The sequence below is a fragment of the Paraburkholderia phenazinium genome (assembly GCF_900141745.1).
GTDB classification, from domain to species: domain Bacteria; phylum Pseudomonadota; class Gammaproteobacteria; order Burkholderiales; family Burkholderiaceae; genus Paraburkholderia; species Paraburkholderia phenazinium_B.
In genome coordinates, this window is sequence record NZ_FSRM01000002.1 from 2,859,523 (window position 1) to 2,884,791 (window position 25,269).

General features: G+C 59.5%; 22 protein-coding genes. 6 read left to right on the top strand and 16 right to left on the bottom strand.

Translation table 11 applies throughout. The features are described from left to right. The first annotated feature begins 8 nt into the window (after nt 1-8). Nucleotides 9-383, top strand: coding sequence for a tautomerase family protein (locus BUS06_RS32635; RefSeq protein WP_074268420.1), 375 nt, complete (start codon nt 9-11; stop codon nt 381-383). Between the two features lie 35 nt (nt 384-418). Here the strand turns inward: BUS06_RS32635 and BUS06_RS32640 are convergent, their stop codons facing one another. Continuing rightward, nucleotides 419-727 carry a hypothetical protein gene (locus BUS06_RS32640; protein ID WP_074268421.1) on the bottom strand — a complete coding sequence of 103 codons (309 nt, stop codon included), beginning with the start codon at nt 725-727 and terminating at the stop codon, nt 419-421. A gap of 300 nt (nt 728-1,027) precedes the next feature. On the opposite strand from BUS06_RS32640, the gene flhD reads away from it, so the two are divergent. Continuing rightward, nucleotides 1,028-1,351: a flagellar transcriptional regulator FlhD gene (flhD, locus tag BUS06_RS32645; RefSeq protein ID WP_074268422.1), complete on the top strand. Its 324-nt coding sequence runs from the start codon at nt 1,028-1,030 to the stop codon at nt 1,349-1,351. On the opposite strand, the gene BUS06_RS32650 is transcribed toward flhD, so the two are convergent. From BUS06_RS32650 to BUS06_RS32680, 7 genes are all read right to left on the bottom strand, one after another. Then, nucleotides 1,342-2,049, bottom strand: coding sequence for an ABC transporter ATP-binding protein (locus tag BUS06_RS32650; protein ID WP_254369025.1), 708 nt, complete (start codon nt 2,047-2,049; stop codon nt 1,342-1,344). The genes flhD and BUS06_RS32650 overlap by 10 nt on opposite strands. Nucleotides 2,050-2,059: 10 nt before the next feature. Further along, entirely contained in the window at nt 2,060-2,776 is a 717-nt protein-coding gene (locus BUS06_RS32655; RefSeq protein ID WP_074268423.1) for an ATP-binding cassette domain-containing protein, read from the bottom strand. Beyond that, nucleotides 2,773-3,936 carry a branched-chain amino acid ABC transporter permease gene (locus tag BUS06_RS32660; protein ID WP_074268424.1) on the bottom strand — a complete coding sequence of 388 codons (1,164 nt, stop codon included), beginning with the start codon at nt 3,934-3,936 and terminating at the stop codon, nt 2,773-2,775. Before BUS06_RS32660 ends, BUS06_RS32655 begins: the two co-directional genes overlap by 4 nt. Next, the gene (locus BUS06_RS32665) at nt 3,933-4,799 is read right to left on the bottom strand and encodes a branched-chain amino acid ABC transporter permease (RefSeq protein WP_074268425.1); all 867 of its coding nucleotides are present in this window, start codon (nt 4,797-4,799) and stop codon (nt 3,933-3,935) included. The genes BUS06_RS32660 and BUS06_RS32665 overlap by 4 nt, the downstream gene beginning before the upstream one ends. A gap of 42 nt (nt 4,800-4,841) precedes the next feature. After that, entirely contained in the window at nt 4,842-6,068 is a 1,227-nt protein-coding gene (locus tag BUS06_RS32670; RefSeq protein WP_074268426.1) for an urea ABC transporter substrate-binding protein, read from the bottom strand. Nucleotides 6,069-6,145: 77 nt separating this feature from the next. Next, entirely contained in the window at nt 6,146-7,663 is a 1,518-nt protein-coding gene (locus tag BUS06_RS32675; protein ID WP_074268427.1) for an amidase, read from the bottom strand. A 190-nt stretch (nt 7,664-7,853) separates the two neighbouring features. Further along, nucleotides 7,854-8,939: a substrate-binding domain-containing protein gene (locus BUS06_RS32680; RefSeq protein ID WP_254369026.1), complete on the bottom strand. Its 1,086-nt coding sequence runs from the start codon at nt 8,937-8,939 to the stop codon at nt 7,854-7,856. Nucleotides 8,940-9,154: 215 nt separating this feature from the next. Here BUS06_RS32680 and BUS06_RS32685 point away from each other — a divergent pair, with 215 nt between their 5' ends. Beyond that, nucleotides 9,155-9,589, top strand: coding sequence for a MarR family winged helix-turn-helix transcriptional regulator (locus BUS06_RS32685; protein ID WP_083611706.1), 435 nt, complete (start codon nt 9,155-9,157; stop codon nt 9,587-9,589). 22 nt (nt 9,590-9,611) lie between these two features. On the opposite strand, the gene BUS06_RS32690 is transcribed toward BUS06_RS32685, so the two are convergent. Continuing rightward, nucleotides 9,612-11,531: a putative bifunctional diguanylate cyclase/phosphodiesterase gene (locus BUS06_RS32690; protein ID WP_074268429.1), complete on the bottom strand. Its 1,920-nt coding sequence runs from the start codon at nt 11,529-11,531 to the stop codon at nt 9,612-9,614. A 593-nt stretch (nt 11,532-12,124) separates the two neighbouring features. Then, a complete protein-coding gene (locus BUS06_RS32695) occupies nt 12,125-12,541 on the bottom strand; it encodes a hypothetical protein (RefSeq protein WP_074268430.1) in 417 nt (138 codons plus the stop codon). Between the two features lie 427 nt (nt 12,542-12,968). Here BUS06_RS32695 and BUS06_RS32700 point away from each other — a divergent pair, with 427 nt between their 5' ends. Both BUS06_RS32700 and BUS06_RS32705 read left to right on the top strand, forming a co-directional pair. Beyond that, nucleotides 12,969-13,436, top strand: a complete 468-nt coding sequence (locus BUS06_RS32700) for an MEKHLA domain-containing protein (RefSeq protein ID WP_074268431.1) — start codon at nt 12,969-12,971, stop codon at nt 13,434-13,436. Further along, nucleotides 13,433-13,711 (top strand): hypothetical protein, encoded by a 279-nt coding sequence (locus BUS06_RS32705; RefSeq protein WP_074268432.1) that lies wholly within the window; start codon nt 13,433-13,435, stop codon nt 13,709-13,711. Before BUS06_RS32700 ends, BUS06_RS32705 begins: the two co-directional genes overlap by 4 nt. Here the strand turns inward: BUS06_RS32705 and BUS06_RS32710 are convergent. Continuing rightward, nucleotides 13,702-14,700, bottom strand: coding sequence for an HNH endonuclease (locus tag BUS06_RS32710; protein ID WP_074268433.1), 999 nt, complete (start codon nt 14,698-14,700; stop codon nt 13,702-13,704). The two genes, BUS06_RS32705 and BUS06_RS32710, sit on opposite strands and share 10 nt — an antisense overlap. Before the next feature lie 382 nt (nt 14,701-15,082). Here BUS06_RS32710 and BUS06_RS32715 point away from each other — a divergent pair, with 382 nt between their 5' ends. Then, on the top strand, nt 15,083-17,230 hold the full coding sequence (locus BUS06_RS32715) for a tetratricopeptide repeat protein (protein WP_074268434.1): 2,148 nt from the start codon (nt 15,083-15,085) through the stop codon (nt 17,228-17,230). Nucleotides 17,231-17,247: 17 nt separating this feature from the next. Here the strand turns inward: BUS06_RS32715 and BUS06_RS32720 are convergent, their stop codons facing one another. From BUS06_RS32720 to BUS06_RS32740, 5 genes are all read right to left on the bottom strand, one after another. Next, nucleotides 17,248-18,981, bottom strand: coding sequence for a hydantoinase B/oxoprolinase family protein (locus BUS06_RS32720; RefSeq protein WP_083611707.1), 1,734 nt, complete (start codon nt 18,979-18,981; stop codon nt 17,248-17,250). Beyond that, a complete protein-coding gene (locus BUS06_RS32725) occupies nt 18,981-21,125 on the bottom strand; it encodes a hydantoinase/oxoprolinase family protein (protein ID WP_254369027.1) in 2,145 nt (714 codons plus the stop codon). The genes BUS06_RS32720 and BUS06_RS32725 overlap by 1 nt, the downstream gene beginning before the upstream one ends. 81 nt (nt 21,126-21,206) lie before the next feature. Beyond that, a complete protein-coding gene (locus tag BUS06_RS32730) occupies nt 21,207-22,394 on the bottom strand; it encodes a branched-chain amino acid ABC transporter substrate-binding protein (RefSeq protein WP_254369028.1) in 1,188 nt (395 codons plus the stop codon). Between the two features lie 176 nt (nt 22,395-22,570). Continuing rightward, a complete protein-coding gene (locus BUS06_RS32735) occupies nt 22,571-24,811 on the bottom strand; it encodes a TOMM precursor leader peptide-binding protein (protein WP_074269440.1) in 2,241 nt (746 codons plus the stop codon). 94 nt (nt 24,812-24,905) lie between these two features. Continuing rightward, on the bottom strand, nt 24,906-25,259 hold the full coding sequence (locus BUS06_RS32740) for a BMA_0021/BMA_0022 family TOMM bacteriocin (protein ID WP_074268436.1): 354 nt from the start codon (nt 25,257-25,259) through the stop codon (nt 24,906-24,908). Nucleotides 25,260-25,269: the final 10 nt, after the last annotated feature.

Genomic DNA, 25,269 nt, shown 5'->3' on the forward strand with positions numbered 1-25,269 from the left:
TAGCCTCAATGCCGCTTTATACCTTGATGACTCAGGATGGCGTACTCAGCAGCGAGGCCAAGACCCGGCTCGCGGTCGAACTGACGGAGCTGCACTCGTCGTATTCGGGTGTGCCGAAAAACTGGGTGCATGTGGTGTTTCAGGAGTATCCGCCCGGCAACGGTTTCACGGCCGGAGAAGCGGCGGCCACCGCCGCACTGACGCTTCTGATCCGGACCGGCCGCCCACCTGAATACAAGCGCGAGCTGATCCAGCGTCTCTGGAAGCTGTTTCAGACCGCGACCGGCGCGCCCGATGACCAGATTGTCATCGGTATTCAGGAACTGCCGCCCAGCCAGGCAATGGAAATGGGGAAGATCATGCCGGAGGTCGCGAACGAATAGCTAGCTCACTAGCTCAATAGCTCACTAGCGCGCGATCATTCGAGCCAGGGCAGCGCCCGCGGCGAAACGATAAACGTCGTCAGCTTTTCATCGGGCTGGGTCCACACCAGCCCGAACTGCATCGAATCCGCATTCGGCAACGTGAAAACGTGCGGTCCTTCGAGGAACTGGCCATCCCATCCAAATGCCCGGGCGGCCTCGGTCGCGGCCTCGTATTCCGAATCGACAAGCTGAAGCGAGAACTTGCCGCCGTCCGCCTCCACCAGTTCCCTGATGCGTTCGAGCGTCGGCATCCAGTTGAAAGCACTGGCCGGCCGGGGCATTGTGTACACGCGCCATGTCATCGTGGCTATCCTCAAATCAGGTATTCGTGAGCCGGCCCGGCGTTCGCCAGGCGAGGGCGTTTCCTGGTTGACGGCAAAAAAGTCAAATTCTTGACAGTGGGTTTCACGGACAGGGACGCGGAGCGCACTCAGGAATTCCTTACGGAGAATTCCATATCGGCCTAATTCAATATCTGGGAGTCCTGACGGCGCTAGCGGCGCAGCGTGTCTAGTATCGACTTGCGGCGATCGCTTGCGTCTGTTCGAAGCGCCGTGCGCTCAAAGTAGAGCCGATCCGGCCGGTGCCGCGGGGGTGGTCGAATGAATCAGGACACGCAAGGCTTGATACGCGAGATGAATCTCGCCTATCTTCTGCTGATCCAGCGCCTGCTGGCAGAAGACAGAAGCACGGCCATGGGTACCCTTGGCGTCTCGCCCGAGGTGGCCGATGTTCTGCTGGCCCTTTCGCTCAAGGAACTCACGAAACTCGCCTCGGTGTCGCAGATTCTGTGCTCGTTTCGCTTCAATGACCATGCGGTGCTGTCGGCGCTAACACATAGCCAGGTTGAAGCGGCCGCGATGACGCGCACGTCGTCGTCCGGGACTGCCTCAAGCCGTGCCGAGGTCGGTACACATCACGCGTAACCGCCGGCGTATTGGCTCATGATGTCGAGGTTGCCCAGGTGTTCGCGGGGAATCTCGTCGCCGACCTGGCCACGCCGGATCACCAGCACCCGCTGCGACACCGCGGCGATGAAATCCAGATTCTGTTCGACCAGCACGATGGTGAGCCGGCTGCGTTCGCGCAGCAGCACTAGCGTCTCGGCGATCTCATCGATGATCGACGGCTGGATGCCCTCAGTCGGTTCGTCGAGCAGTAACAGGCTGGGATTGCCGGCCAGCGCGCGGGCGAGGGCCAGTAACTGCTGCTCGCCGCCCGACAGCGATCCGCCGGTACGGTCGAGCAAGGGCTTGAGGCGAGGGAAGTCGGCCAGCAGCCGTTCGAGCGCATCTGCCGGGCGCTGGCCGGTCTTCAGGAGTCCGAGCCGAAGATTGTCCAGCGTGCTCAACGCAGGAAAGATCTCGCGGCCCTGCGGTACGTACGCCATCCCGCGTCGCGCGCGCGTGTGGGGTGCCGCGCGTGTCACGTCGGCGCCGTCGAAACGGATCGTGCCCGAAGTCGCCGGCAACGCTCCGATCAGACTGCGCAGCAAGGTGGTCTTGCCCATGCCGTTGTGGCCGAGAATGCCGATCGATTCCCCGCTGGCGATCGACAGCGACACATCGTAGAGCACCGGGATCGAGCCATAGCCGGCGCATAGATCGACAACCTCAAGCATCATCGGACTCCGCTCATTGCGGTTTCTTGCCAAGATAGATCTGCTGGATCAGCGGGTCGCTCATGATGCGATCCGGCGTGCCTTCGCGGATGATGGCCCCCTGGTGCAGCACTGTGACCGTCCGCGCGATCTTGCGGATAAAACCCATATCATGCTCGACCACGACGAGCGCGTGCCGCTGGTTGATTTCGAGGATCAGCTCAGCGGTGCGCGTAACCTCGGCATCGCTCATGCCCGCCGCGGGTTCGTCCAGCAGGATCAACGGCGGGTCCGGCGCGATCACCACCGCCAGTTCGACCCACTGACGCTGACCGTGCGCGAGCAGGCCGACCGTCGCATCGCGGTACGCCAGCATGCCGACGCGTTCGAGCGTCGTCCGCGTAACCCGTTCTGTCTGTTGCGGCGTGTTCACCCGGCGCGCAGCGAGCCAGACGTTCTCCCACACGCTGAGCCCGTTGAAGAGGCTCGGCACCTGGGTCTTGATGCCAATGCCCAGCCGAGCCGGCTGATGCGGCTGCATGTTCGAGATGTCCTGACCACGAAACAGGATCTGCCCCGAGGTGGGTTTCACCTGGCCGGTGAGCAGCTTGAAGAAGGTGCTTTTGCCCGCACCGTTCGGCCCGATCACACAGCGCAGTTCCGCCTCCGCCAGGGTGAAATTGACGTCGCGGGTCGCGTGGACGCCGCCAAAGCGCACGTTCAGATCGCGGGTTTCGAGGAGCGGCGTCATCGCACGGTTTCTCCATGCGGATCGAGCTTTGCGGCTTGATCGATCTTTGCCGCCTGCGGCCCCGCATCCAGGTCCTCCTTCACCACGGCGTTGACGTTGGCCGTGTCGCGCCGACGGCGTAAGCGCGATACGAGCGCGGCGCCGAGCGAGCCCACGCCCGGTACGATTCCCTTGGGCACCATCAACACGAACACCACGAGAATGGCGCCGAGGACCAGGTTGGAGTTGATGGTCTGCTGCGTGCCGATCTGCGTGGTCAGCCACTGGATGGCGACACAGCCCACCACCGGGCCCACTAACGTGCCGAGGCCGCCGACGATCACCCAGATGATGATCTGCGCCGATTGCGCGAGACTGAATACCGTAGGGCTGGTAAAGGCGCCCCAGTTGGCGAACAGGCATCCGGCCAGTCCGGCAATAGCTGCGCCGAGAACGAATGTGAACAGCTTGTAGGCGCGTGCGTCGTAACCGAGCAGCAAGAGACGCTGCTCGTTTTCCTTGCTGGCGACGATAACCCGGCCCGGCTTCGTGGCGAGCAGCGCCCTAAGGAGCAGATAGACCAGCAGCAGCGCGCCGAACGACAGCTCGAACAGGCCGCGCGGCCCGATCGTGTCGTCGATATTGCCGGGCATATTCAACGGCGCGATACCCGGTATGCCGTTGAATCCGCCCAACGGCGCCGTGCCGATTTTCCACTCCGGTCCCGCGGTAGAGTTGATCAGGTTGAAGAGGATCAGTGTTACGGTCAACGTGATGACACCCATGTAGACGTCGGACAGCCGTCCATAGAAGATCAGATAGCCGAGGATCGCTGCGAATGCAGCGGGCAGCACGATGGCCAGCACGAAGGGCACGGTGCTGTCGCCGAGATTGGTCACGGCGATCGCGTAGGTATAGGCGCCTAGCCCGAAGAAGGCGGACTGTCCGAAACACAGGATGCCGCCATAGCCCCAGATGAAGGCGAGACTGATGGCGAGGATCGACATCACGACGTAGACGGTTGCCTGCACGAGGGCGAAGTCGTCCAGCACGTGGGGCAGCACGAACAGCAGCGCCAGGCCCAACGCAATGGTGAGCGCGGCGCTTGCCCACGACCTCGAGAAGCGCTGCAGCGCGTCGGGCCCTTGCGCCGGCTGGCTGGAGTGCGCAGGCCTCGTCACAGCGACCCCTTGAAGAAGCGGCCGGTAATGCCCTGCGGCAGTAGCCGCAACATGATGATCGCGCCGACCAGCAGTGCGACTTCGCCGAACACGGGCGTCGAGGCAAAGGTGGCGATCTGGTTGATGGTACCGAACAGCGTCGACGCGCTGACGAGGCCGATGACAATCGCCGGGCCACCGCCTATTACCGTGATGAACGCCTTGGCGATGAACGCGCCGCCCATCGTCGGCACGACACCGGTCAGCGGCGCCAGCAGGCCGCCCGCGAAGCCGGACAAGGCCGCACCGATTGCAAAGGTAGCCGAATACACAAGGCTTGGGTTGATGCCCAGCGCATCGGCCATCTGCGGATTCTGCATGGTGCCGCGTGCGATCAGACCAAGGGAGGTATGCAGGAGGACCCAGCGCAAGGCGAGCGCCAGCAGTGCGCCGACCGCGATGATCACGAGCGTATAGCTGCTGACCGAGTAAGCGCCGATCGTAAAGTTGCCAAGCGGGGCCGATACTCCAGCGGTCGTATTGCCGGCAATCGACGTCACCGCGCCGATCAGCAGCAGCGACAAACCCCACGTGGCGAGCATCGTGTCGATCATGCGGCCATACAGACGACGGATGAAAACCCGCTCCAGCACGATGCCGATCAGGCCCACCGTCACCGGCGCGACGACGAAGATCGCCACCCACAGATTGATGCCGAGCCGCATCGCTTCAATAGTCGCGTACGCCCCTAGCATCATGAACTCGCCATGCGCGAGATTGATCACCTTCATCATCCCGAAGATGACCGCGAGCCCCGACGAGATGACAATCAGGCTTGCGATCGCATACAGGATCTGAATCAGGACGATAGCGGCAAGATCCATCAGCGGCTCCTTGGGACGGCGCGCGGCCGCTTCACGCAAGCGTCAAAGCTTGATGACATATTGCTGGTTGTCGCGCGGGTTCTTGATGAGATTGCAGACGGCGCTGGTATCGCTCGGCGGTTGCGCCTGGAAGGTCTCGACGATATCGAGCTTCTTGTTGCGAACCTCGGCGATATTGACGTTCAGCACGCAGTGATGCGTGGCCGCATCGATCGAGACCTTGCCGCTGGGTGCGTCGATGCTGATACCCGACTCCAGCGCTTCGATCACCTTCATGCGGTCTAGCGTACCGGCTTTTTTCACGCCCTGCGCCCACAGGTTGAAGCCCTGGTAAGTGCCCATCGCCAGTTCGGTGATGTTCGGATAGTTGGCGCCGAAGCGCTTGTGAAAGCGGTCTTTGAACGCTGTATTGACGGGGTTGTCGATCGTCTCGAAGTAGTTGTAGCAGACGAGAAAACCGTCGCATTCGTCGGGCGAAAGCACGATCTGCTCGTTGCCGCCGGCAAAGGTGGTGGAGGCAAGCGGGATCTTCTTGTGCAGACCCGCTGCGGCCCATTGCCGATAGAACGACATATGCGCGCCGCCCACCAGTGCCGAGACAATCATGTCGGGCTTGGCCGCTTCGATCTTCGAGATCGACGGGCCGAAGTTCGTGACGTCCAGCGGGAAAAAGTCGATCGAGGCAACCGTGCCGCCGTTGTCCTGCACGAATTTCTTGACCCACTGCGAGGTAATCTGACCGTAGTTGTAGTCGGCTGCGACCACGTAGACCTTTTTGCCCCACTTCTTCATTGCATAGGGCACAAGCTTTGCCACCGTCTGGCCCGGCGTCACGCCAGTACAGAACGTATTGCGGTCGCACACGCCGCCCTCGTACTGGGTGTTGTAGAAATACAGGGTCTTGTAGCGGTCGAGCACCGGACGCATGACCTCGCGCGAGGCGGAGGTGATGCCCCCATGCACGACCGCGACCTTGTCCTTCAACGCGGCCTGCTGCGAAAACTGCGTGTAAAGCTGCATATTCGACTGCGGGTCGTAGGTGAGCAGTTTGATCTTCTTGCCCAGCAGTCCACCTTGCGCGTTCCATTCTTCGACGGCAAGCGTCAGGCAATCGGCCATGGGCTTGCCGTAAATATCGAGTCCTCCTGATAAATCGGTGATCCCGCCCACGACGATTTCATCTTCGGCCGATGCGGCAAACGGGATACCGCAAGCCGCACCGGCAGCCAGCGAGAGAGCGGAGGTCTTGATGAAGGAACGGCGATCCATGGAAAGATTCCTGAAGGTGAACAAGATCGAATACGAGCGCCATGTTAGCGCTCTCTACGGCTAATCCGCCAGCGGCGTCAAAGCGTTTTCCAGTCCGCGGCCTGTTCGAATGCGTAAGCGCCGCGATAGATCGTTGCTTCGTCCCAATGCTTGCCGATCAGCATCATGCCGACCGGCAGACCTTCGACCATGCCGCATGGCACGCTCATCGCCGGGTGGCCCGTCACGTCGAACGGGCAGGTGTTGGGCAGCATCTCGAAGGCACGCTGAACCACTTCCTCGAGGGGCGCCCCCGCGGCGGGCAATGGAGTCGCAGTCAGCGGCAGCGTCGGCATCAGGAGCAGGTCGTAATCGGCGAGCGCCGTGTCGTACGCCAGTGTCAGTTGCCGCGACAGGTTCTGGGCCTTCGCGTAAAAGTGGCCACGATAGTGCTTGATGAAGTACTCGCCGAGCACCATGGTGAGCTTCAGCGTCTCCGAGAGTTCGTCTGCACGTTCGCGCCAGCCTGCATGGAAGTCCACCATGCCGGTCACATACAGTCCCTTCCAGTTAAAGCCGTGGCCGTTGTCTTTCATCATCTGCTGGGTCGCGCCTTCGGCCGCGATCGGCAGCCAGATAGCCGGGCCGAGCAGATGCATCGGGATCGATACTTCGCTGACCTTCGCACCCAGATCGCTATAGCGCGCGGCGGCTTCGCGCACTTTCGCATCGGACGCCGCCTGCGATTGCGGCCATCCGAAGCCCTCCTTGACCACGCCGATCTTCAGACCCTTGACGCTTTCTTTCATCAGGTCGCTATAGGGCTTGGCCGTCTGCCCCGCGTACTGACGCGGATCGAGGCCGTCAGGGCCGGCAAGGACTTCGAGCATGAGGGCGTTGTCGGTGACGTTCGCGGTCATCGGGCCCGTGTGATCGATCGTCAGCTCGATCGGCATGACGCCGGTGTAAGGCACGAGACCATGCGTGGCTTTCATCCCGTAGACGCCGCAGTACGACGCAGGCATGCGGATCGAGCCGCCCTGATCGCCGCCGATCGCCAGATCGACTTCCCCCGCGGCCACCAGCGCCGCGCTGCCCGACGACGAACCGCCGGCGGAATATCCCCTGCGGTGCGGATTGTGGACAGGCGCGGGCGAACTCGTATGCGAGCCTCCGGAAAAGCAGAAGTACTCGCATGTGGCCTTGCCGACAATCGTCGCGCCAGCGTCGAGCAAGCGCGTCACGATGGTAGCGTCCACATCGGGCACATAGCCTTCCAGCGTCGACGCGCCATTCATCATCGGCACACCGGCAAGGCAGACGTTGTCCTTGAGTGCGACGGTCTTGCCAGCCAGTTTGCCGCCCGGCGCGCCTTTGACTTCCACTTTGACGTACCACGCGCCGTAGCGGTTTTCTTCGCCGCTCGGACGATAGCCGGGCGTTCGCGGGTAAGTTACGCGTGGCAGATAGTCGGGGAGGGCATCGACGACATCGTAGGCGTCGAAGTTCGCCTGCAGCAAGCCGTTGTAACTGGCCAGTTGCGTTTCGGAAAGATGGATGCCGAGGCTCAACGCGACATCTTCAAGCTGGCTCAGCGTAGGACGTTTGACTGCCATGGTTGCTCCGTAAGTTGAATTCCGGACAGACCTGCGGCTACTGTGCTGCCGGTGACCATTCGACGATGGATGACGGCGTTGTCAGGCGCCTGAATGCCTGACCAACTTGCGAGCAATGGTATGGACGACTATTTTCTGCGTCAACCATTTTATTTTCCTTGGAAAATAAAATGACGACGGCGCGGCGCAATCAGAGATGGGTCAGCACGCGGAACGCGTGACCGTCGACCCTGGCCAGATAAATCGGCACCCGGTTGACCCGGCCGCCAGCGTAAACAGCGCCACGAGCGCTGCGATAGGAAAGGGGCGCGGTGCCGAGACGCGCCAGACTGGCGCTAGTGGCGTTGCGCTGATGCGCATCGTTGAGCAAAGCAGCAAGGAAGTGGATGCCTTCGTAGGTGGACTGTCCAAACGTATCCAGCGTCGGCGCACGAACGCCGAAATGGCTGTGATAACGCTCCTTGAACGACTGGTTGGCGTCGGTATCCAGTGATGCGAAATAACCAGAGGCAACGTACAGGTTGTCCGTGTTCCGTGCGCCGATGCCGAGCAGCTCGTTCTCGCCGAGTGCGCAGGATAGCCGCAGAACGTGCGAGGCCAGACCGGCATGGCCGAAGGCGCGATTGAAGTCCACCGCGTCCTGGCCGATCAAGGAGAGCAGGACGGCGTCCGCACGTTGCTCGCGAATCTGGTCGAGAACGTATTCGTAGTCGCCGCCACCGAAGGGCAGAAACATCTCGCCGACGACGCTGCCGCCGGATTCGGCGACGAAACGGTGCGCGACCTGATGCGACGCGCGCGGCCACACATAGTCATTGCCGACGAACATCCAGCGCCGTGGACGGTGGCGCTCGTTGAGCCAGTGAATGGCAGGACGCAGTTGTCTGGAGATCGTTTCGCCGATTGCGAATACACCGGGCGTGCGCTCGCCGCCCTCGTAAAGCGGGGTGTACACGAACGGTATGCGGCCGCCGATCGCGTGCAGGAGGTCATGGCGAACCGCACTGGTGTGCATGCCGACGAGGGCATCGACGGCGCCTTCCTCAACCAGTTCGACCAGACTGTCTTCGATCGCCTGCGCGTCGTCGCCGGCGTTGAGGGTGATTAGCCGGCAAGGCCGGCCGGTGATGCCCGACCCGCTGTTGAGCTCGGCTACGGCGAGGCGCGCCGACGCCAGCGCGGACGGCCCCCAGATGCCCGCGGCGCCGCCGAGCGGCACGCACAAGGCGATATTCAATTCCTGCTTGCTGCTACGGGTACCGGGACGCTGACTCATCGATGGGCGTGTGATGCCAAAGTGGTCGAACACGTAAGCGAGGCTGGCCGCGACGCCTGAGCGGTAAAAACGTCAAGCCGGACGCAAGCGTTGCACCAACCACGGGCGGACGAGCGCCAGCTTGGCACATTTTCAGCCAGTTTTGCACCGATACTTTCCACGGAAAATTAATTTGCGTAAGATCGATGCCATTGCTTCGACACCATGCATCTACCATGCCCGAACACGACCTTTCGCAGTACCTCGCCTGGCTGCTGGCCTCGGCGCACCGGCAGATGAAGCTGGGTATAGCCCAGTCGATTGCCGATGAGGATGTCAACGAGGAGCACTGGCGCATCCTGCAGGTCGTATCCGACGAGCAAGGTCATTCGATGGGCGAACTCGCCGAGCAGGTACTGCTGAATGGGCCTGCACTGACCAAGAACGTCGACAGACTGGTAAGCCGCGGACTCGTCCAGCGCGCACAGGACGCCCAGGATAGTCGCAAGGTGCTGGTCTATATCAGCGATCGCGGGCTGGAGATGGTAGGGCGATTGAAGCGCAGTGTGGATGCGCATCACGAGGCGATTGAAGAAGCGCTTGGACCACGCAACTCGAAGCAGTTAAAGCGCCTGCTGGAACGGCTGATCGCGGAGTCGCGGCCGGAATGAAGCGTGGTTTGCGCGACGTTGCCTAGGCGACCATCAGCGGTTGTTCGAGGAAATTCACGACTTCGCTTGCCTGGATGGGTCTGGAATACAGATAGCCCTGAACCATCAGACCGCCCAGCGTTTTGAGTATGGCCAGTTCGTCTCTCGTCTCGATGCCTTCGATAATGCAATCAAGGTTCATGTCCCGGCTGAGCGCGAGGAGCGACTTGACGATCTTGTAGCTCGTGGGATTCGTGTTCAGATCTGTCACGAAACTGCGATCGACCTTGATCTTGGTGAGCGGTAACGCATGAAGGTGCGTCAGGCTCGAAAAGCCTGTTCCAAAGTCGTCGAGAGAAATACCACAACCGAGAGCCCGCAACGTCTCCGTGGCACGACGGACCTGAGCAAAATCACGAATGAACGCCGTTTCGGTTATTTCCAGATCGAGACGGGCAGGGTCGAAGCCGCTCTTGCCGATCTGCGTGATGATGTCGAGGACGGTGTCCGGCGAACTCAGATCGTGGGCGGACAGGTTAAACGAAAGACGGATGGTCGAAGGCCAAAGCAGCGCGTGAGCTAGTGCTTTTTTCAGTAGTGTTTTAGTGATCCTCTCTATCATTCCGGTGCGTTCTGCAACGGGAATGAACTGCGCCGGCGTGATGGCCCCCAGGGTGGGGCTGCCCCATCGGGCCAGTGCTTCGAATCCAATCGTCGAGCGGTTCGAAACGTCGACGATCGGCTGGAACACAACCGTCAGTTCATCCTCGAGGTTGGCGTGCTGCAGTGCCTGCTCGATCTTGGCTTCGTAGCGGATCTTCGCATCGTGGTCGGTGGAGAACAGCGTCACCTTGCCACGACTGCTGCGCTTTCCGTGATATAGCGCATAGTCGGCGTTGGCGAACAGCTGTGTCGTGTCACTCGCCATATCGGGAAAGACCGAGAAACCGATCGAGCCGCCTATTTGCAGCGTGATATCGCCGAGCGATGCCGCAGCTCGTATAGCAGAACAGATCAATTCGCCATTCGCGACCAGTTCGACTGTGTCGCCAAAGTTCGACGCCACGATCGAGAACTCATCCCCGCCCAGTCTCGCGACATAGTAATTTTCCGGACATGCCTCGACGAGGCGCGTTCCAATGATCTGCAGCAGTTTGTCGCCGGTGGCATGGCCGTAGATGTCGTTGACGAGCTTGAAACCATCCAGGTCGATAATGCCGACGGCAAGAGGCGTTCCATCGGATTTCGCTCGCGCATAGGCGAAATCGAGGTACGAAAAGAACGCGCGACGGTTGGCCAGTCCCGTCAGGCTATCGATATTGGCCAGCCGGAAATTCTCCGCGCGCGCACTGACCATGCCGGTAAAGTCACGATAGTGAACCAGCAGTATGGCGAGCATCGCCGCGGAAACAAGCGCCGTGTTGACGGCGATCGCGACAAAGACCAGCGTCCCCGAGAGAGCGAAGAAAATAACAAAGGAGCCGTTGACGATGAATGCAACCGTGAAGGCAGCCGGCCGCAAATGCATCATGCAAAAAATCACGCCAATCACGGTGATGGCCATATAAAAGGCTACGTGAGCCTTTTCATATGGATCGCCGTAAGGGAAGAGCCCGAACGCCCACAGCGTGAAAGCGAGAGCAATAAAGGGCGCGAGCCGTTGGGTACGGGAGAGTGCTTCTAACGCAATCTCATGGCTTGCTTCCTGCCGCGAGCGACGCAGCCAGCCGATCAGCCGCACCACCGAAATCACAGTCATGATGACGGGTATGTCGACGGTCAGCCAATGCGGCGCCACGTGCATGTGCGTCGTCGCGAGCCCCCATGTATTGATCATCAGGACCACATACATGAGCGGCATCTGGAACGTGAAAGCCCGGTACTGGGCGATCAGCAGATCCGGATTGTCTCGCGGGATGCTCGCAATTTCTCTAACGGATTTCAGGAGTTTCGTGAGCTTCATGATTGCGCATTCCCGCGGGTCCATCGCTAACGCGTCCAATCTGCAACAGCGGACTATCAAACTCGAATCTCGGCTCTCCTAACGGTACCGATACGCGGCCTGTCTGTTGTCCAAAGTTGTCCTTGTTGCGTGTATCGAATCGTGTATATCCGCAGCTGAACTTTGTGAAGCTAAGGTGAAAGGACCATAACCATGGTTGCTACTTCGGTATACGGCAACGTCCATCGATCTCTGTAGTGCGCCGATGTAGGGATTGCCTGAAATTTTCGTAAGGATGTGATTTTTTGGCGCGTGGGAGTCCGGTTTCATAGGGAAAACGCTGAATGGAAGCTGTTTTTGAGCGTCACGAAACGTTCATTCAGGATTACCTTACGAAATTTTCAGCCGGCGCCGATCTTCAGCGGCAGCCCCGTTTTGCCGTATAACTCGCTGTGTCTGGAGATAGATGGCTCCAGTGCTTCTGGTCTCTCACGTCCTGATCCTCGAAACTCAGGATTTTATTGCGTCGTGCTTGCACGACGCATTTTTTTGGGAGAACGGGTGGGGAGCTGACATTGAGCGTTGCTCTGGTGTCCGGTGCTGCATGATGCGGATCATGGCGCTGCTGTGTCGCTGGTCGATTCCAGGTCGCACGTCATGTCCGACGCTGTTGAAATTGCGTCAGACGCGCCCAGCTTTGAGCGATTCGCCTGAGTGGTGGGGGGGTGGGCTTGCTCGAGTGCCAGGGTCTCGATAGGAAGCGTGGTTGCGGCATCGATCGCATCGAGGTAGCTGAAGTGATAGCGGTCATACGTTGCTTGCAGTCTTCCGAGGCCGTGGTGGAAATCGCCCCGAAACGTGGTCCAGAAACCCAGCGGGTAGTGCGCACATTCGATGTACGTGTCCTGCTGTTGCACATCGTCGCTTGAGCCGTCGAGAACCAGATGCTCGATGGTCTTCGATTCGCACAATGCCACCGTGAGAATGCAAAACAGGGCTATCAGGAAGGTCCCAAGGATTGTTGCGCGCATGTTGAGTCGAATCACGTTGATATCGGTGAATACAGACTCAAGCAGGACAACAAAGTTTTTTTACGCGACCTTACCGGTGATTTCCTGGTGACGTCAACGACGTTTGGCCGGCACAAAAAAGAGGCCCGCCGAGGGAAGGGCGGGCCTTAACACATACGTCGAGGTACCAAAGGCGCTACTACGAGGGGGGTAGTAGCACGGAATGGATTGTACTGAGCCGGCGGGGGTATTTCGGAAGTGGTCATCGCACGTAAGCAAAGGTCGGTTTTGAGTTTGCCGTCTGATTGCTTTTGCCGCGTTTCATTTAACTCTTGAGTTGTGGGAATTGTCGGGCGGTAGTAGTGGACTTCGTTGGAATAAACTCGCGAGGGCTAGCGTTTCTCTTGTTGCGCGCCTCTCTCTTATGCAATTTCAGGAGCCTTCCCCGATGTCACTGAGTACCGATACCGAATTCTTTTGCCTTCTCTCCGACAGCTACCGCCGACTCGTCGGGAAGTCACTCGTTCCTGACGGCATGAGCGTGTCTGAAAGTGCCGTCTGGCTTTACGAGGCGGCGCCGTTTGGTGTTCTTGCACATAGTACTGCGGCCGATCCTGTATTTGTTTATGGCAACGTACGCGCTCAGGCGATCTTCGGGTATAGCTGGGATGAGCTTACCGCGCTGCCCTCGCGTCTTTCCGCGGAAATGCCGGAGCGTAGCGAGCGGCAGGCGTTTCTCGATCAGGTCGCGCGTGACGGTTTTGTTACCGGATATCGGGGCGTGCGTGTTGCTAAATCAGGCGAGCGGTTCTGGATTGAACACGCTACTGTCTGGCAGTTGGTGGATGAGGTTGGGGTTTATCGGGGGCAGGCGGCTATGATTCCGCAGGTGGAGGGGATCGGGGAGAGGGGTTGAAGAGCGAAGACAATCTTCTCGATGCGGCCGAGCGCGCGAAGCAGCAGGTTCGGTTTCGGTGGAAGGCAATTCAGGTCGATCACATCGGTAACGCTCACGTTTCGCGGCGCGATAATGTACAAGGATCGGTTGAAGACGTGTTTCGCATTGCCGTTCGCGGTCGGTGCCTTTGGCTTTGCTACGCGAGAGCTGTGGTCGGCCAGTTGTTCCGCAAAGTGCCGAAGATCGGACTTGAGTCTTGCACCGTCGGTGGGCACAGCGTCATTCACGATTGACTCCGAAGCACAACGGCCGCCCGTTCCAACGCCGCCTGGATATTCTCTTCAAAGTGGTCCGGGAGGGTGAGGACAAGGTTTAGCTCGTAGGTTCCGCCTTTAGGATCCTGCTCAAGTACGTTTGTGAGAAATTCCGGGAGCTTCCGCGCTTGGTCGAAGATACCGCTGCCCACGCCTCTCATCAGGCCATGTATCTCGGAGAAAGCTTCGTTAACTCGCGAGAAGCGCACTCGCTCCTCCAATGCAAGTGTACTTGCGCATAATTCGGCAAAAAGTCGGCATATCGTAACGATTTCAGTATCAGAACCGGCAACGCCTACTTCCCCCCAAGCAAAATGGAACTCCGAATTTATCAATGCAGTGAATGCCGCAGTAATTTGCAAGCACTCGTGCATGAGGCCCAATAGCCATGAGGTAAACTCAGAATCCTCGATGCGTACCGTAGGCTTGATGTAAAGCCCTCGCTGTAGGGCGGACCATCGTTTCAATATAGGTTCCATCTCATAGCGCAACATTTCGATCGTTAGGCGAAACTCCCAATGCTTTCCTTTTTCGAGAATAATTCGCTCAGCTAAATAGCTCAATCGTCCGAATTCTTCGAGATGTCTTTTCTCGTACCGTTGCCGAATGTCCGCGGCGGTTTTTCCCAACTGCTCCGCAGTCCAACGTTCGTGCGCTCGTTGCCATTCGAACAAAAGTCCGGCTGGATGCCGATTTGGATCGTCGTCGACTAGTTTGTGACAATTTCCGCAAAGCCAGATAGCGTTTGTGATGGCACTACGTTCTGCCGACGTCATATCCGCAACGTAACGCGCCGAACCAAGATTGGCACCGTAGATGTGTGCAGCTTCGCCTACGTTCACAGCATCATTTGGGTCATCAGTAGGGCCGCTTGTAATCGCTCCGCAGGCCGGATTAGAGCAGCGGTTCGCTGCCCGCTTCGCTAGCGTTGCTATCACCGATTGTTTGAATCTGTCCTCGATCGCCATTACGTGCCTTCCTACAATTAAGGTTTCTAGTATGAACACACTTTGTGTCGGGATCCCAGTGCTCACACGAAATGCTCGGTTTACAGGGACGGCCGCTACGTGAAGGTCTGTACGTCGACGTGACGACCACAATACACTTGCTAGCTTGCTACAGGTCGAAGCAGGGTCGTTCGAAGGGCTGCCTGGACCGTCACCAGAAGTAACCTTAGCACTCACATTATTTGACATAATATAAATTATCGAACTTTTGTCTGTAGCAGCAATATGAGAATGTCGTGTTTCAGCCAAATAGAAATGCCCGGTCCCGCCACCGGGCCATCGTGAATTGACTCTCGACGAGAATACTATCGCGAAGGTGTTTCCAGACTCGTAGAATTGCGCGATGTGCCCCGAAAACCCCACCAACGAAAAACGGCCAGCCCCGGTTGCCCCAAAGCTCGAGGCCGACGAGCCAACAACCGCCCAATTACTCGCAGACGCCGTCCAGGCCCATCGGCGAAACAATCTCACTGCAGCCCAAGCCTTATACGAAGCTGTGCTGCGCACACAACCCCAGCACCCCGACGCACTTCATTTGCTCGGCGTCACCGCATACCAGTCCCAGAGACCTGATCTCGCCGTAGACCTGATCCGACAAGCACTAGATGTCTACGAGGAAAACGCCGCAGCCCATGTCAATCTCGGGCTCGCCTTGCAATCGCTTGATCAAAACGAAGAGGCACGTGCAAGCTTTGAACGAGCCACAACGATCGATCCCAGCAACGTCGGTGCCTGGCTGGGCCTGGGCAACGTTTTAACCCGACTTGCCCGGAATGATCCGGCAAGACGCAACGACGCAATAGCGAGCTTCGAACGCGTCATTGCACTTCAACCGGATCACACCTTCGCCCTGCATCAATTGGGTGTCCTGCACCTGGAGCGCGGTGACGTCGAGGACGCCTTACGCAGCTTCGACGCAGCATTGCAAGTCAAGCCCGACCTGGCAGAAGCATGGAACAACCGCGGCAACGCCCTCGTGACGCTCGGCCGTCGCGAGGAAGCCATCGCAAGTTTTAACCAGACCCTCGCGATCCAGCCCGATCTGCACTTCGCTCTTCAAAACCGCGGCATCTTACGCGCATACCTCGGCGACGCGCACGGCGCGCTGCAAGATTTTGACGCTGCGTTGGACCAACAAAATATGACCGCACAGGGATACTGCGGTCGCGGCTCCGCCCTGCTGCAACTTCAGCGCTTCACCGACGCACTGAGCAGTTTCCAGCAAGCGTTATCTGATGAACCAGAGAACGTCGAGGCGCGTCTCGGACAAGCGCGTTCCCTGAGCTCCCTGAAGCGCTATTCAGAGGCGCTGGAAGTGCTCGAATGCGCCGTGCTGATTGCACCGAGGAATAGCGAGGTGCTGACCGATCGAGCCTTTGTACTGCTCCATCAGCAGCGGTATGACGAAGCGCTGACCGCCGCGAACCACGCCCTTTCCCTCTACCCTGCTCAGGTCGAAGCCCTGAATATCCGGGGCATGGCCTTGCAGGCACTGGGAAAACCCGAAGCAGCAATGTCAAGCTACGAGCACGCGCTATCAATCGATCCCGACCACGCCGAGGCAAGTTTCAACGCAAGTCTGCTGCATCTGCAAAGAGGCGAATACCTGAAGGGATGGGCAGGATTCGAATCGCGCTGGCGCTGTGCCCGACCCAACGTCCGCCGGCATGCCGACGTTCCAGTATGGTCAGGCTTAGAAAACATCACGGCCAAGCGCCTGCTGATCTGGGCCGACGAAGGCTTCGGGGACACCATCCAGTTTTGCCGCTACGCATCTGCACTGAGAGCGCGCGGCGTTGACATCGTGCTTGAGGTTCAACCCCCGCTAAAGGCGTTAGTCACTGAAAATTTTCGCAACATTCAGGTCATTGCCAGAGGTGAGACGCCTCCCGCCTGCGACTTCGCGATCGCCTTGCTTAGCCTTCCTGACGCATTGAAGATAGAGTCCTCGTTGATCCCGTACGTCTCCGGATACCTCCGTGCGGATCCGCAAGCCACTGAGACGTGGCGCCGTCGACTACAACCTGCTCGAGCGCATACCACTTGTCTCGGCATCGCGGTGTCGGGAAATCCGGAGCATGGTAACGACCGCAACCGTTCCGCATCTCTCGCGTCCTTCACCCCGCTTCTCGCCAAGGCAGACGTATTCGTCATTCAAAAGGGTCTGCACGCGCAGGACGCAGCGTACCTCGCGAGCACGCCATCATTTCAATACCTCGGTGACGAGATCAACGACTTCTCCGACCTTGCGGCCATCATCGCGAACCTCGACCTCGTAATCAGCGTCGACACGGCGACGGCTCATCTCGCCGCGGCCATGGGCAAGCCGACGTGGCTGCTATTGCCGGTCAATTGCGACTGGCGATGGCAACTTGAGCGTGATGACAGTCCGTGGTACCCATCGGTTCGTCTGTTCCGTCAACGCACGATCGGAGACTGGCCGGATGTTATCAAGCGCGTGTGCGCAGCGCTAAGTGACATGACTGCCTAAGGCACAGTTCATTGGCATCACTCATCAAAAGCCCCCGGATACTGAACCTTGGCCAAATCCTCACTCAGATACCCCGCAGCAACATCCGCCCTGACCTGAGCCACATTACGCTGCTCGGCAGAACCATATCCACCGCCACCAGGCAGCGAAAGCACCAGACGCCGCTCAGGCGGAATAGCCTGGTTGCCCTTGGAGCGCAAATATGTCCCGTCGTCCAGCGCAACAATGCCCGCTGCGCCGTCCCCTCCCCCTTCGCGCCCCCTCGCCGGATTCAGGACGCGGTCGAACATGGCATTAAGGCTGAAACGATAGCCGTCCTGCGCGCTGATCTCGATGCATTGCCCCAGACCCCCGCGCCATTTGCCCGCGCCTCCAGAATCGGGGCGCAATTCCTTGCGCCAGATGACGACCGGCCCCACGCTTTCGGTGACCTCGACGGACATCGTCTGAACGCCGCTCGGAAACGCGGTTGCACTGAGTCCGTCGCTATGAGGGCGTGCGCCGGTGCCGCCGCTGTTAAATGTCAGCATCTGATGACGGTTCGCAAGCGTATCTTCACGCGTGCCTTCGAACGCCATCTGCAGGTTCCAGAGCGCGCTCGCACCCTCGGCAGGCACAATATCCGCACAAAGGGGTTGCAGCGCGCCCAGCACCACGTCCGGAAGCAGATGGCCGAGAACATGGCGTACTGCTACCGCGCACGGGCGCGGTGCGTTGAGAATGCAACCGTCAGGCGCGGTCACGACGAAAGGACGCAGCGACGCCCAGTTGTTCGGAATGGTTGGCGCAATCGCGCACTTCAACGCATAGCAGGCGTAAGCCTTCGTATACGTCAGCGGCACGTTGATGCCGTATGCACTTGGGCCAGACGTACCGGTGAAATCGGCATACATCGTATCGCCCTGCGCATGAACCTTTACGGCAAGGTCGATCTCATGATCGTACCCGTCGACGGTCATCCGGTAGCTGTGTTCGCCTCTCGGCAACGCTGCGATCTTCTCGCGTGTCGCACGCTCGCTGTGCTCGAAAATGAATGACGCCAGGTTCTCCAACGTGTCGAGACCGAACTCGTCCATCATCTGCATGAGGCGTCGGCGGCCGGTGTCGTTACAGACAGCAAGCGAATGGAAGTCCCCAATGACCTGGTCCTGCTCGCGCACGTTGCTGCGCAGGATTGCAATGAGATCCTCGTTTAGTTCTCCGCGCCGATACAGCTTCATCGGCGGCAGACAGATCCCCTCTTCGTACACCTCTCTTGCATCCGGGCCGAAGCCACGTCCCCCGATATCGACAACGTGTGCCGTGGAAGCGAAAAAACCGATCAACCGAGGCGCCACTCCCGCGTCGTGCGGTTGTGCACTCTCGCGAAACACAGGTGTAACTGCCGTGATGTCGTGCAGATGTCCCGTACCCAACCACGGATCGTTTGTCACGAGAACGTCGCCAGGAAAGAGCTGCTCCGGACCAAAGCGCTCAATGAAATGGCCAACCGCCTCAGCCATTGAATTTACGTGTCCGGGCGTTCCCGTCACCGCCTGCGCGATCATCCTCCCCTGCCCGTCAAAAACGCCGGCGGAAAGATCACCCGCTTCCCGCACACTCGTACAGAACGCTGTACGGATCAGCGTCACCGCCTGTTCTTCGACCACCGAAATAAGGCGATTCCACATGATCTGCTCGCGGACCTTGAAGTCCGGAGCGGATTCCTGCGGCGCGGCTGCCGCAGTCTGCTCTGTCTCGTGATGATCCATCACGCCACTCCTTCGTTTCGGTCAACCAGCAGGCAACCGTCGTGCTGCAGGATAACGCTGAAGCGCGGCGGCACCAGCGTCGAGGTTTCCCGCTCGGCGATGATCGCGGGACCCGCAAGGCGCTCTCCGACCTGCAGACTTTCTCGATCGTAGATCGCACAGTCATGAAATCGACCGCTTTGCGCATCGAATACCAGGCGCCGTTCGACAGGTTGACTCTCACGCGAGAGGCCCGAGGGGTTACCCTTGGCGATACTCATGCGCTCCGGTTCCGCTACATCCGTACGTAGTTGCAGTGCCCAACTGACGACCTCTGCATCCAGTCCTGCAACCGTGTGACCGAACAAGGTCAGGTAGGCCTTCTCGAAGGACTCGCGCAGCGCCGGAACGCCCTCACCAACGAAGCGTTCCACAGACACATCGACAGGAATCTCCCATCCCTGCCCTGCGTAACGCATATAAGCTCGCAGTGTTCGATGTGCAGGGCCCTCGTAGCCCGTCTCGCGTACGAACGCAGTGACTTCTGCCGCCATGTCCTCGATCAGTGCATTAACCGCATCCGCGTCGAATCTGTCGAGTCGCATAACATTGCTGCGCAGCGATTCGTAGCCGAAAGGCGCGCGCAGAAATCCGATCGCCGATCCGACGCCCGCACCCGGTGGCACTAAAAACTGCCGGATTCCGAGCTTTTCGCAGATGCGGCCGGCGTGCAAAGGAGCGGCGCCGCCATAAGCGATCATCGTATAGGTATCGAGTTCGCAGCCGTTTTCGACTGCATGGACGCGGGCTGCATTAGCCATATTTTCGTCGACCACTTCGGCAACAGCGAACGCTGCATCTACAATGCGGCTTTCCGGAGTATGGCTGCTTGCCTCCTCACCAGCGGTGTCTGCCGTTAAATGGTGTGACATCCTTACGATATGGTCGTCGACCGCGACTCGCGCCGCATCGGCAAACAGTCGCATGCTGCCGCCAGCAAAGCGCGCTGGATCGAGCTTGCCCAATAGAAGATCCGCGTCGGTCACAGTCGGCCGCTCGCCTCCGCGGCCGTAACAGGCGGGCCCTGGCTCTGACCCGGCACTTTCCGGACCGACACGCACCTGGCGTAACTCATCCACATGAGCGATTGAACCGCCCCCAGCCCCGATCTCAACCATTTCGATGACGGGGATTGAAATCGGCATTCCGCTGCCTTTCTTGAAACGATACGTCCGTGCCACTTCGAAGGTGCGAGCTGTCTTTGGACGTTGCTGCTCGATGAGACAGATCTTCGCGGTCGTACCGCCCATATCGAACGACAGCACGCGACCCAGGCCAAAGCGGGCAGCGACGTGGCTTGCATAGATCGCTCCGCCCGCCGGCCCTGATTCCAGCAGGCGCACTGGCAACGCGGCAGCGCTCCGCAGCGACATGAGTCCGCCGCCGGAGTGAATCATGTAGATGGGGCAGTCGACCCCGGCCTCACGGAGTGACCCAGCCAGCCGGTTCAGATAGGATGACATCAGGGGCAGCACAAACGCGTTCGCACAGACCGTGTTGAAGCGCTCGTACTCGCGGATTTGCGGTGACACCTCGCACGAAAGCGATACCGCAAGCGACGGCATGGCCTCGAGCAGGCGCTCGCGAACTCGCCGTTCGTGCGCCGGATTGATGTAGCTATGCATCAGTCCTACTGCCACGCTCTCATAGCCCGCGTGGCGAATGTGCCCGATGATTCCGTCCAGTTGTTTCTCATCGAGCGGAACAAGCTCTGCTCCGCTAGCACTCATACGTCCACGCAGCGTGAGTCGATCCTGACGCGGCACCAGGGGTTTAGGCAGCGTAATGCCGAGATCGTACTGGTCGAAGCGGCTTTCGGTCCGCATCTCGATCACGTCGCGGAAACCGTCGCTAGTGATGAATGCCGTGTACGCCCCCCGCCGCTCGATCAACGCATTGGTGGCGAGCGTCGTGCCGTGGACAATCGCCTGAACCTGGTTCATGGCGATACCGGCCTGCGCCGTAGCGCGCCGCATGGCTTCGACAATCGCCCGTTCGGGCTGAGCGTAATCGGTCAAAACCTTGGCCGAATACAGCGTCGTACCGCACTCAAGCGCGACATCGGTGAAAGTGCCGCCGATGTCCACACCGGCGCGTATCGTCACGGATCCTTCATTCGCAGTCACTGCGCTTCCAGAAGACATCTGATCGTTCCCGGGAGTTGTCATATCGTCGGGTCGGGTGTGTTATTTGGCGCTAACCGTAGCTACGGCGCCCCATGAACTCGTGCCTGCTTTGTAGAGGGTGACTTTCGCATCGTTGAGGTCGCCATTCTTGTCGAACGAAATCGGACCCAGGATGCCATCAAAAGAAAGTTTGCTGATCGCGGGCCCAAACACTGCCGGGTCGATCGAATTCGCCTGTTTCATTCCGTTGACGACGACCAGCGTTGCGTTATACGCATAGCCCGCAAAGCCGATCGGGTCCGTTCCGTACTTGTCGTGAAACTTCTTCAGGAAAGCGCGGCCACTATCGAGCTGGGCCAATGGCGCGCCTTGTTCAATTCCGATCATTCCCTGGGCGGCGTCTCCCGTCAGTTGGAGGAAGTGTTGATTGGCAAAGGTGGGACCTGCCATCAGTTGTCCGTCGAATGCGAGCTGGCGGGCCTGCTTGACGAACAACGAGCCCTGATTGCTTAGACCTCCAAAGAAGACAAGATCTGCGCGATCGCTTTTGATTGAAGTCAGAATGGCCCGGAAGTCGACTGCGGTATCCGTCGTGTACTCGTGTGTCACTATGGTGCCGCCAGCAGCCCGCACACCCTTTTCGAATTCGTCTGCGATGCCCTGGCCAAAGGTGGTGCGATCATCGACGACAGCAATCCGTTTGGCCTTCAAGGTTTCCACGGCGTAATGGGCTGCGCTCTCCGCGACCGTGAAATCGGTACCGTATGGCCTGTACAGCAAATCGAAGCCCTGATGGGTAATGGTCGGATTCGAGGAGCACGGAACGATAAGGGGGATGCCCGCGCGCTTGTAGACGGGAATAGCGGCAAGCGTGTTGCCGGAATTGAAGTGCCCGATGACTGCGGCCACTTTTTCATCCGCCAGGTGTTGCGCCGCCTGCACCGCAATTCGCGGATCCGACTGGTCGTCCTGCACCTGCAGTTCGAATTTCACCGGCTTTCCAGCGATGACGACTTGCCCGGCATTGACTTCATCAAGGGCCAACTGAACACCCATCTGCATGTCTTTGCCGAAGTTGGCGGAGTTGCCGGAAAGGGGCGCGGCAAAACCGATCTCGACTGTCGTTGCCTGGGCATGGGCGGCACCACTGACGATTCCTGCCGCGAGGGTTACTGCGACCGGTACCACGCCGAGGCGGCCAAACGTGCACTGCGCGCCCACCGCACCTGCTTCGATAGCGGTGAACAAGCCATCTAGACAGCGTGTTAGCAATCCCGGATACAGTGACAGTCGCATGTTTTCTCCGTTATGAAGCGGGTTCAATACGAGAAAATTCTTGCACAACAAAAACGTCGAAAAATATCAGGTAGTGCCTATTTATGACGAACTGGCGGAGCGATGCGCGCGCCTTGATCGAATCCGGCTCAAAGAAACAGCAACGCCTGATTCAATTCCTCTTCGCTACGGGCGCGACTGAGCCAGCCTAGCTTAACCGGTACCGAATAAAGCCGCATAGCGCCAAAACGCGGCCAGAAGTGGCACAAGCCCGGCACGATGACCTGGACCACGGGCAGTCCGAGATCGGGCCGGGTCTTGTCCACGACGAACACCTCCATGCCTGCCGCATAGAGCCTGCTCACGCACTGCTCGATGGCATCCTTCAGTTCACGCGCGTCGATTGACGCGTGCACGGTTGCATCGACGGATGTCTGGTCAGTGGCAGGATACAGAAACTGCTTCGAGGACAGTTTTGCCGCGTCCCATGGAGGCGGTGCATCAGCTGTCACGTTGAGCAGCTGATTGACCTCGGTCAGCGCCCTCTGCAAAGCGATACGACTGTCGAGATGGCAGCCGAAGCCGATCGAAAAGCGTCCCGTCGCGGGGTTTTCGGCCAACGCGACGATAACGGGGATGCCGAGATCGTGCGTGATGTCGAGCGCCCACAGACGCCAGCCCATTGACTCATATTCACGCAAGAGCGCATCGAAATAAGGATCACGAAAGTTCGCGATATCCACAGCGGGTCGTTGTACCTGGTTGTACCACCAGATTGCCGTCGCATCGCGCTCGACCAGTTCAAGCAAGCCCTGCAAGATGGCTTCCTCAAGGCACGAGCCCGCCGCGCTACCGTTCGGATTATGGACGCAGAACGTCAGACCTTCGGCCGAGTCCGGCGTGTCGGCGAAACAGTACGAGAGCGGCACCCAATGGCGCATTCCCGTGTTCAATGACCATGCGGGCGTCCAGTCGACGACGTCGTCGCCGGAAAAGCGCTGCGGCACCTGCTTGCGCACATCTTCGGTCAGGGCATTGATGGCATCGCGGCGCGCGAACTGGCTTTCGCTGAATTGCTGAAGTTCGTTGACAGCAACCGGAGCGCTCCCACCGTGAGCGTCGCCGCGTTGCAATTCCAGCATGCTGGCCCGCACCGTCATTTCATCGCCTTGATACACGCCGCTAAAGCGCTCTATGGCTTCGCAAAGCGCGCTGACCCTGGCGTGCTCGTCGGTGCGGCCTTTGCCGGAACAGACGCGGTCGAAGCGGTTCGTGCGCGGAATGCCGGGTGGACAAACCAGATAGCCAGCCACATAGACATGGCGAAGGCCCGCATGCCGGCCCGGCATCGGATGCAGGTAGGCAATCGCACCGCTGACCCGCGAGACGAGATGGGCGTAGCGCTTGAGGACGCCCTGCGGTTCGATGCTTCTAAAACCGCCCTCGCGTGAGGCGAGCACGTCTCCCCCCTTGAGGATCGGCGCGCGTGTGGCCTGTTCCTGCATCCAGTGAGGATTGCCGCAATGAGGACACTGCGGGCGCCGCACCACACGATGTGACGCCGTGGCCGACGTGTCGATGCGATACGAAAGAATATGCCGGCGAGCGTGCTCGCGCCGCGCTTCGCTCACCGCGATCTGTTGGATCAGCGCTGCAGCGAAAGCGCTCACCGCGGCGACGCTGGCAAGCGTATGCGCCGGCGCGAGACTCAACGCCACATCGCCGTGATGACGCGCGAGTAAGGTCTGCACCGGCTGGTTAAGCGAGGTCCAATAACGCAGGCATGCAATGCAAGGCGCGTTCGGCGCATTGTCTTCGGGGCCCAGCAGCGGCCCGATGAGCGGTTGTATGCCGTAGGGCATCGCGACGAGCACCGAGCCGCCTCGTGCCAACACGCGTTCGGTTACCTCGGCGAGTTCGCGCCGCGCATATGAATCGACGAGTGCGATCACCAAAGGCGCCTCGCGGTCCACCTCGATACCGCACGCCGCGAGAGCCCGCTCCTGGGGTGCCGGGTCGACGCCAAATGCTTCGACCGCGACGCGCAGTTGCGCGAGTTGCTCGCAAGCGCGGTCGCCGTCAAGCCCGGTGCGTTCGAAGAAACCTCGTGCGGCATCGAGTTCGTCAGGCGCATCGCTTCGGAGATAGGCCTGGCGCTCAAGATGATCGAGTGCCGCCAGAACTTGCCAGTCGGAGAAACGCGCCGAGAGTGTCGCTATCGTTTGAGCAATCGTCATGCTCTCGCGCAAACACGCGGCAATGCTCACATAGACCGCACCACGCAGAACCGAGCGCCGGGTCTCGTCAACGATGAAAAGCGTATCGGGCCCGGCGTCGAGTACCGACAAATGCGCCTTGAAGCGCAGCACGCGGGAAAAGTCATCGAGCATGGACACAGGGCGAACGAGGGCGGCAGGTATATCACCGCCGGCATGCGGTGGAATATCGACGCGCCGCATTCGCACGCAGCACGTCAGTCCAATCTCAGCAACAGGTGAAGAGGTAGCACGGCCCTGCATCGTTGTAGGCTGCCAGCGCAATCGATTCCTCGTCCGAGAGCTTCGGACGCACCGGCACACCGAACGTCATCGCGTTAGCTGGCAAAGACCAGCTCTGCTTCGCCGCGTCCCATCCCGAACCGGCTGGGGCTTCGCTGATCTTCAGGTTGATGATCCACGGGCACAGATAGTCGAAGTAACGAGCCAGCGCATCGTTAGGATTCTTCAACAAGGCGTCTTTAAAAGCTGCGTCCTTCCATGAAAGTGCGATTGCGCGCAGATACACGTCCTGGAACTCCAGCATCGATTCCTGAGTAGGAACCGCGTTATTCATTCCCATGATCGGTCTT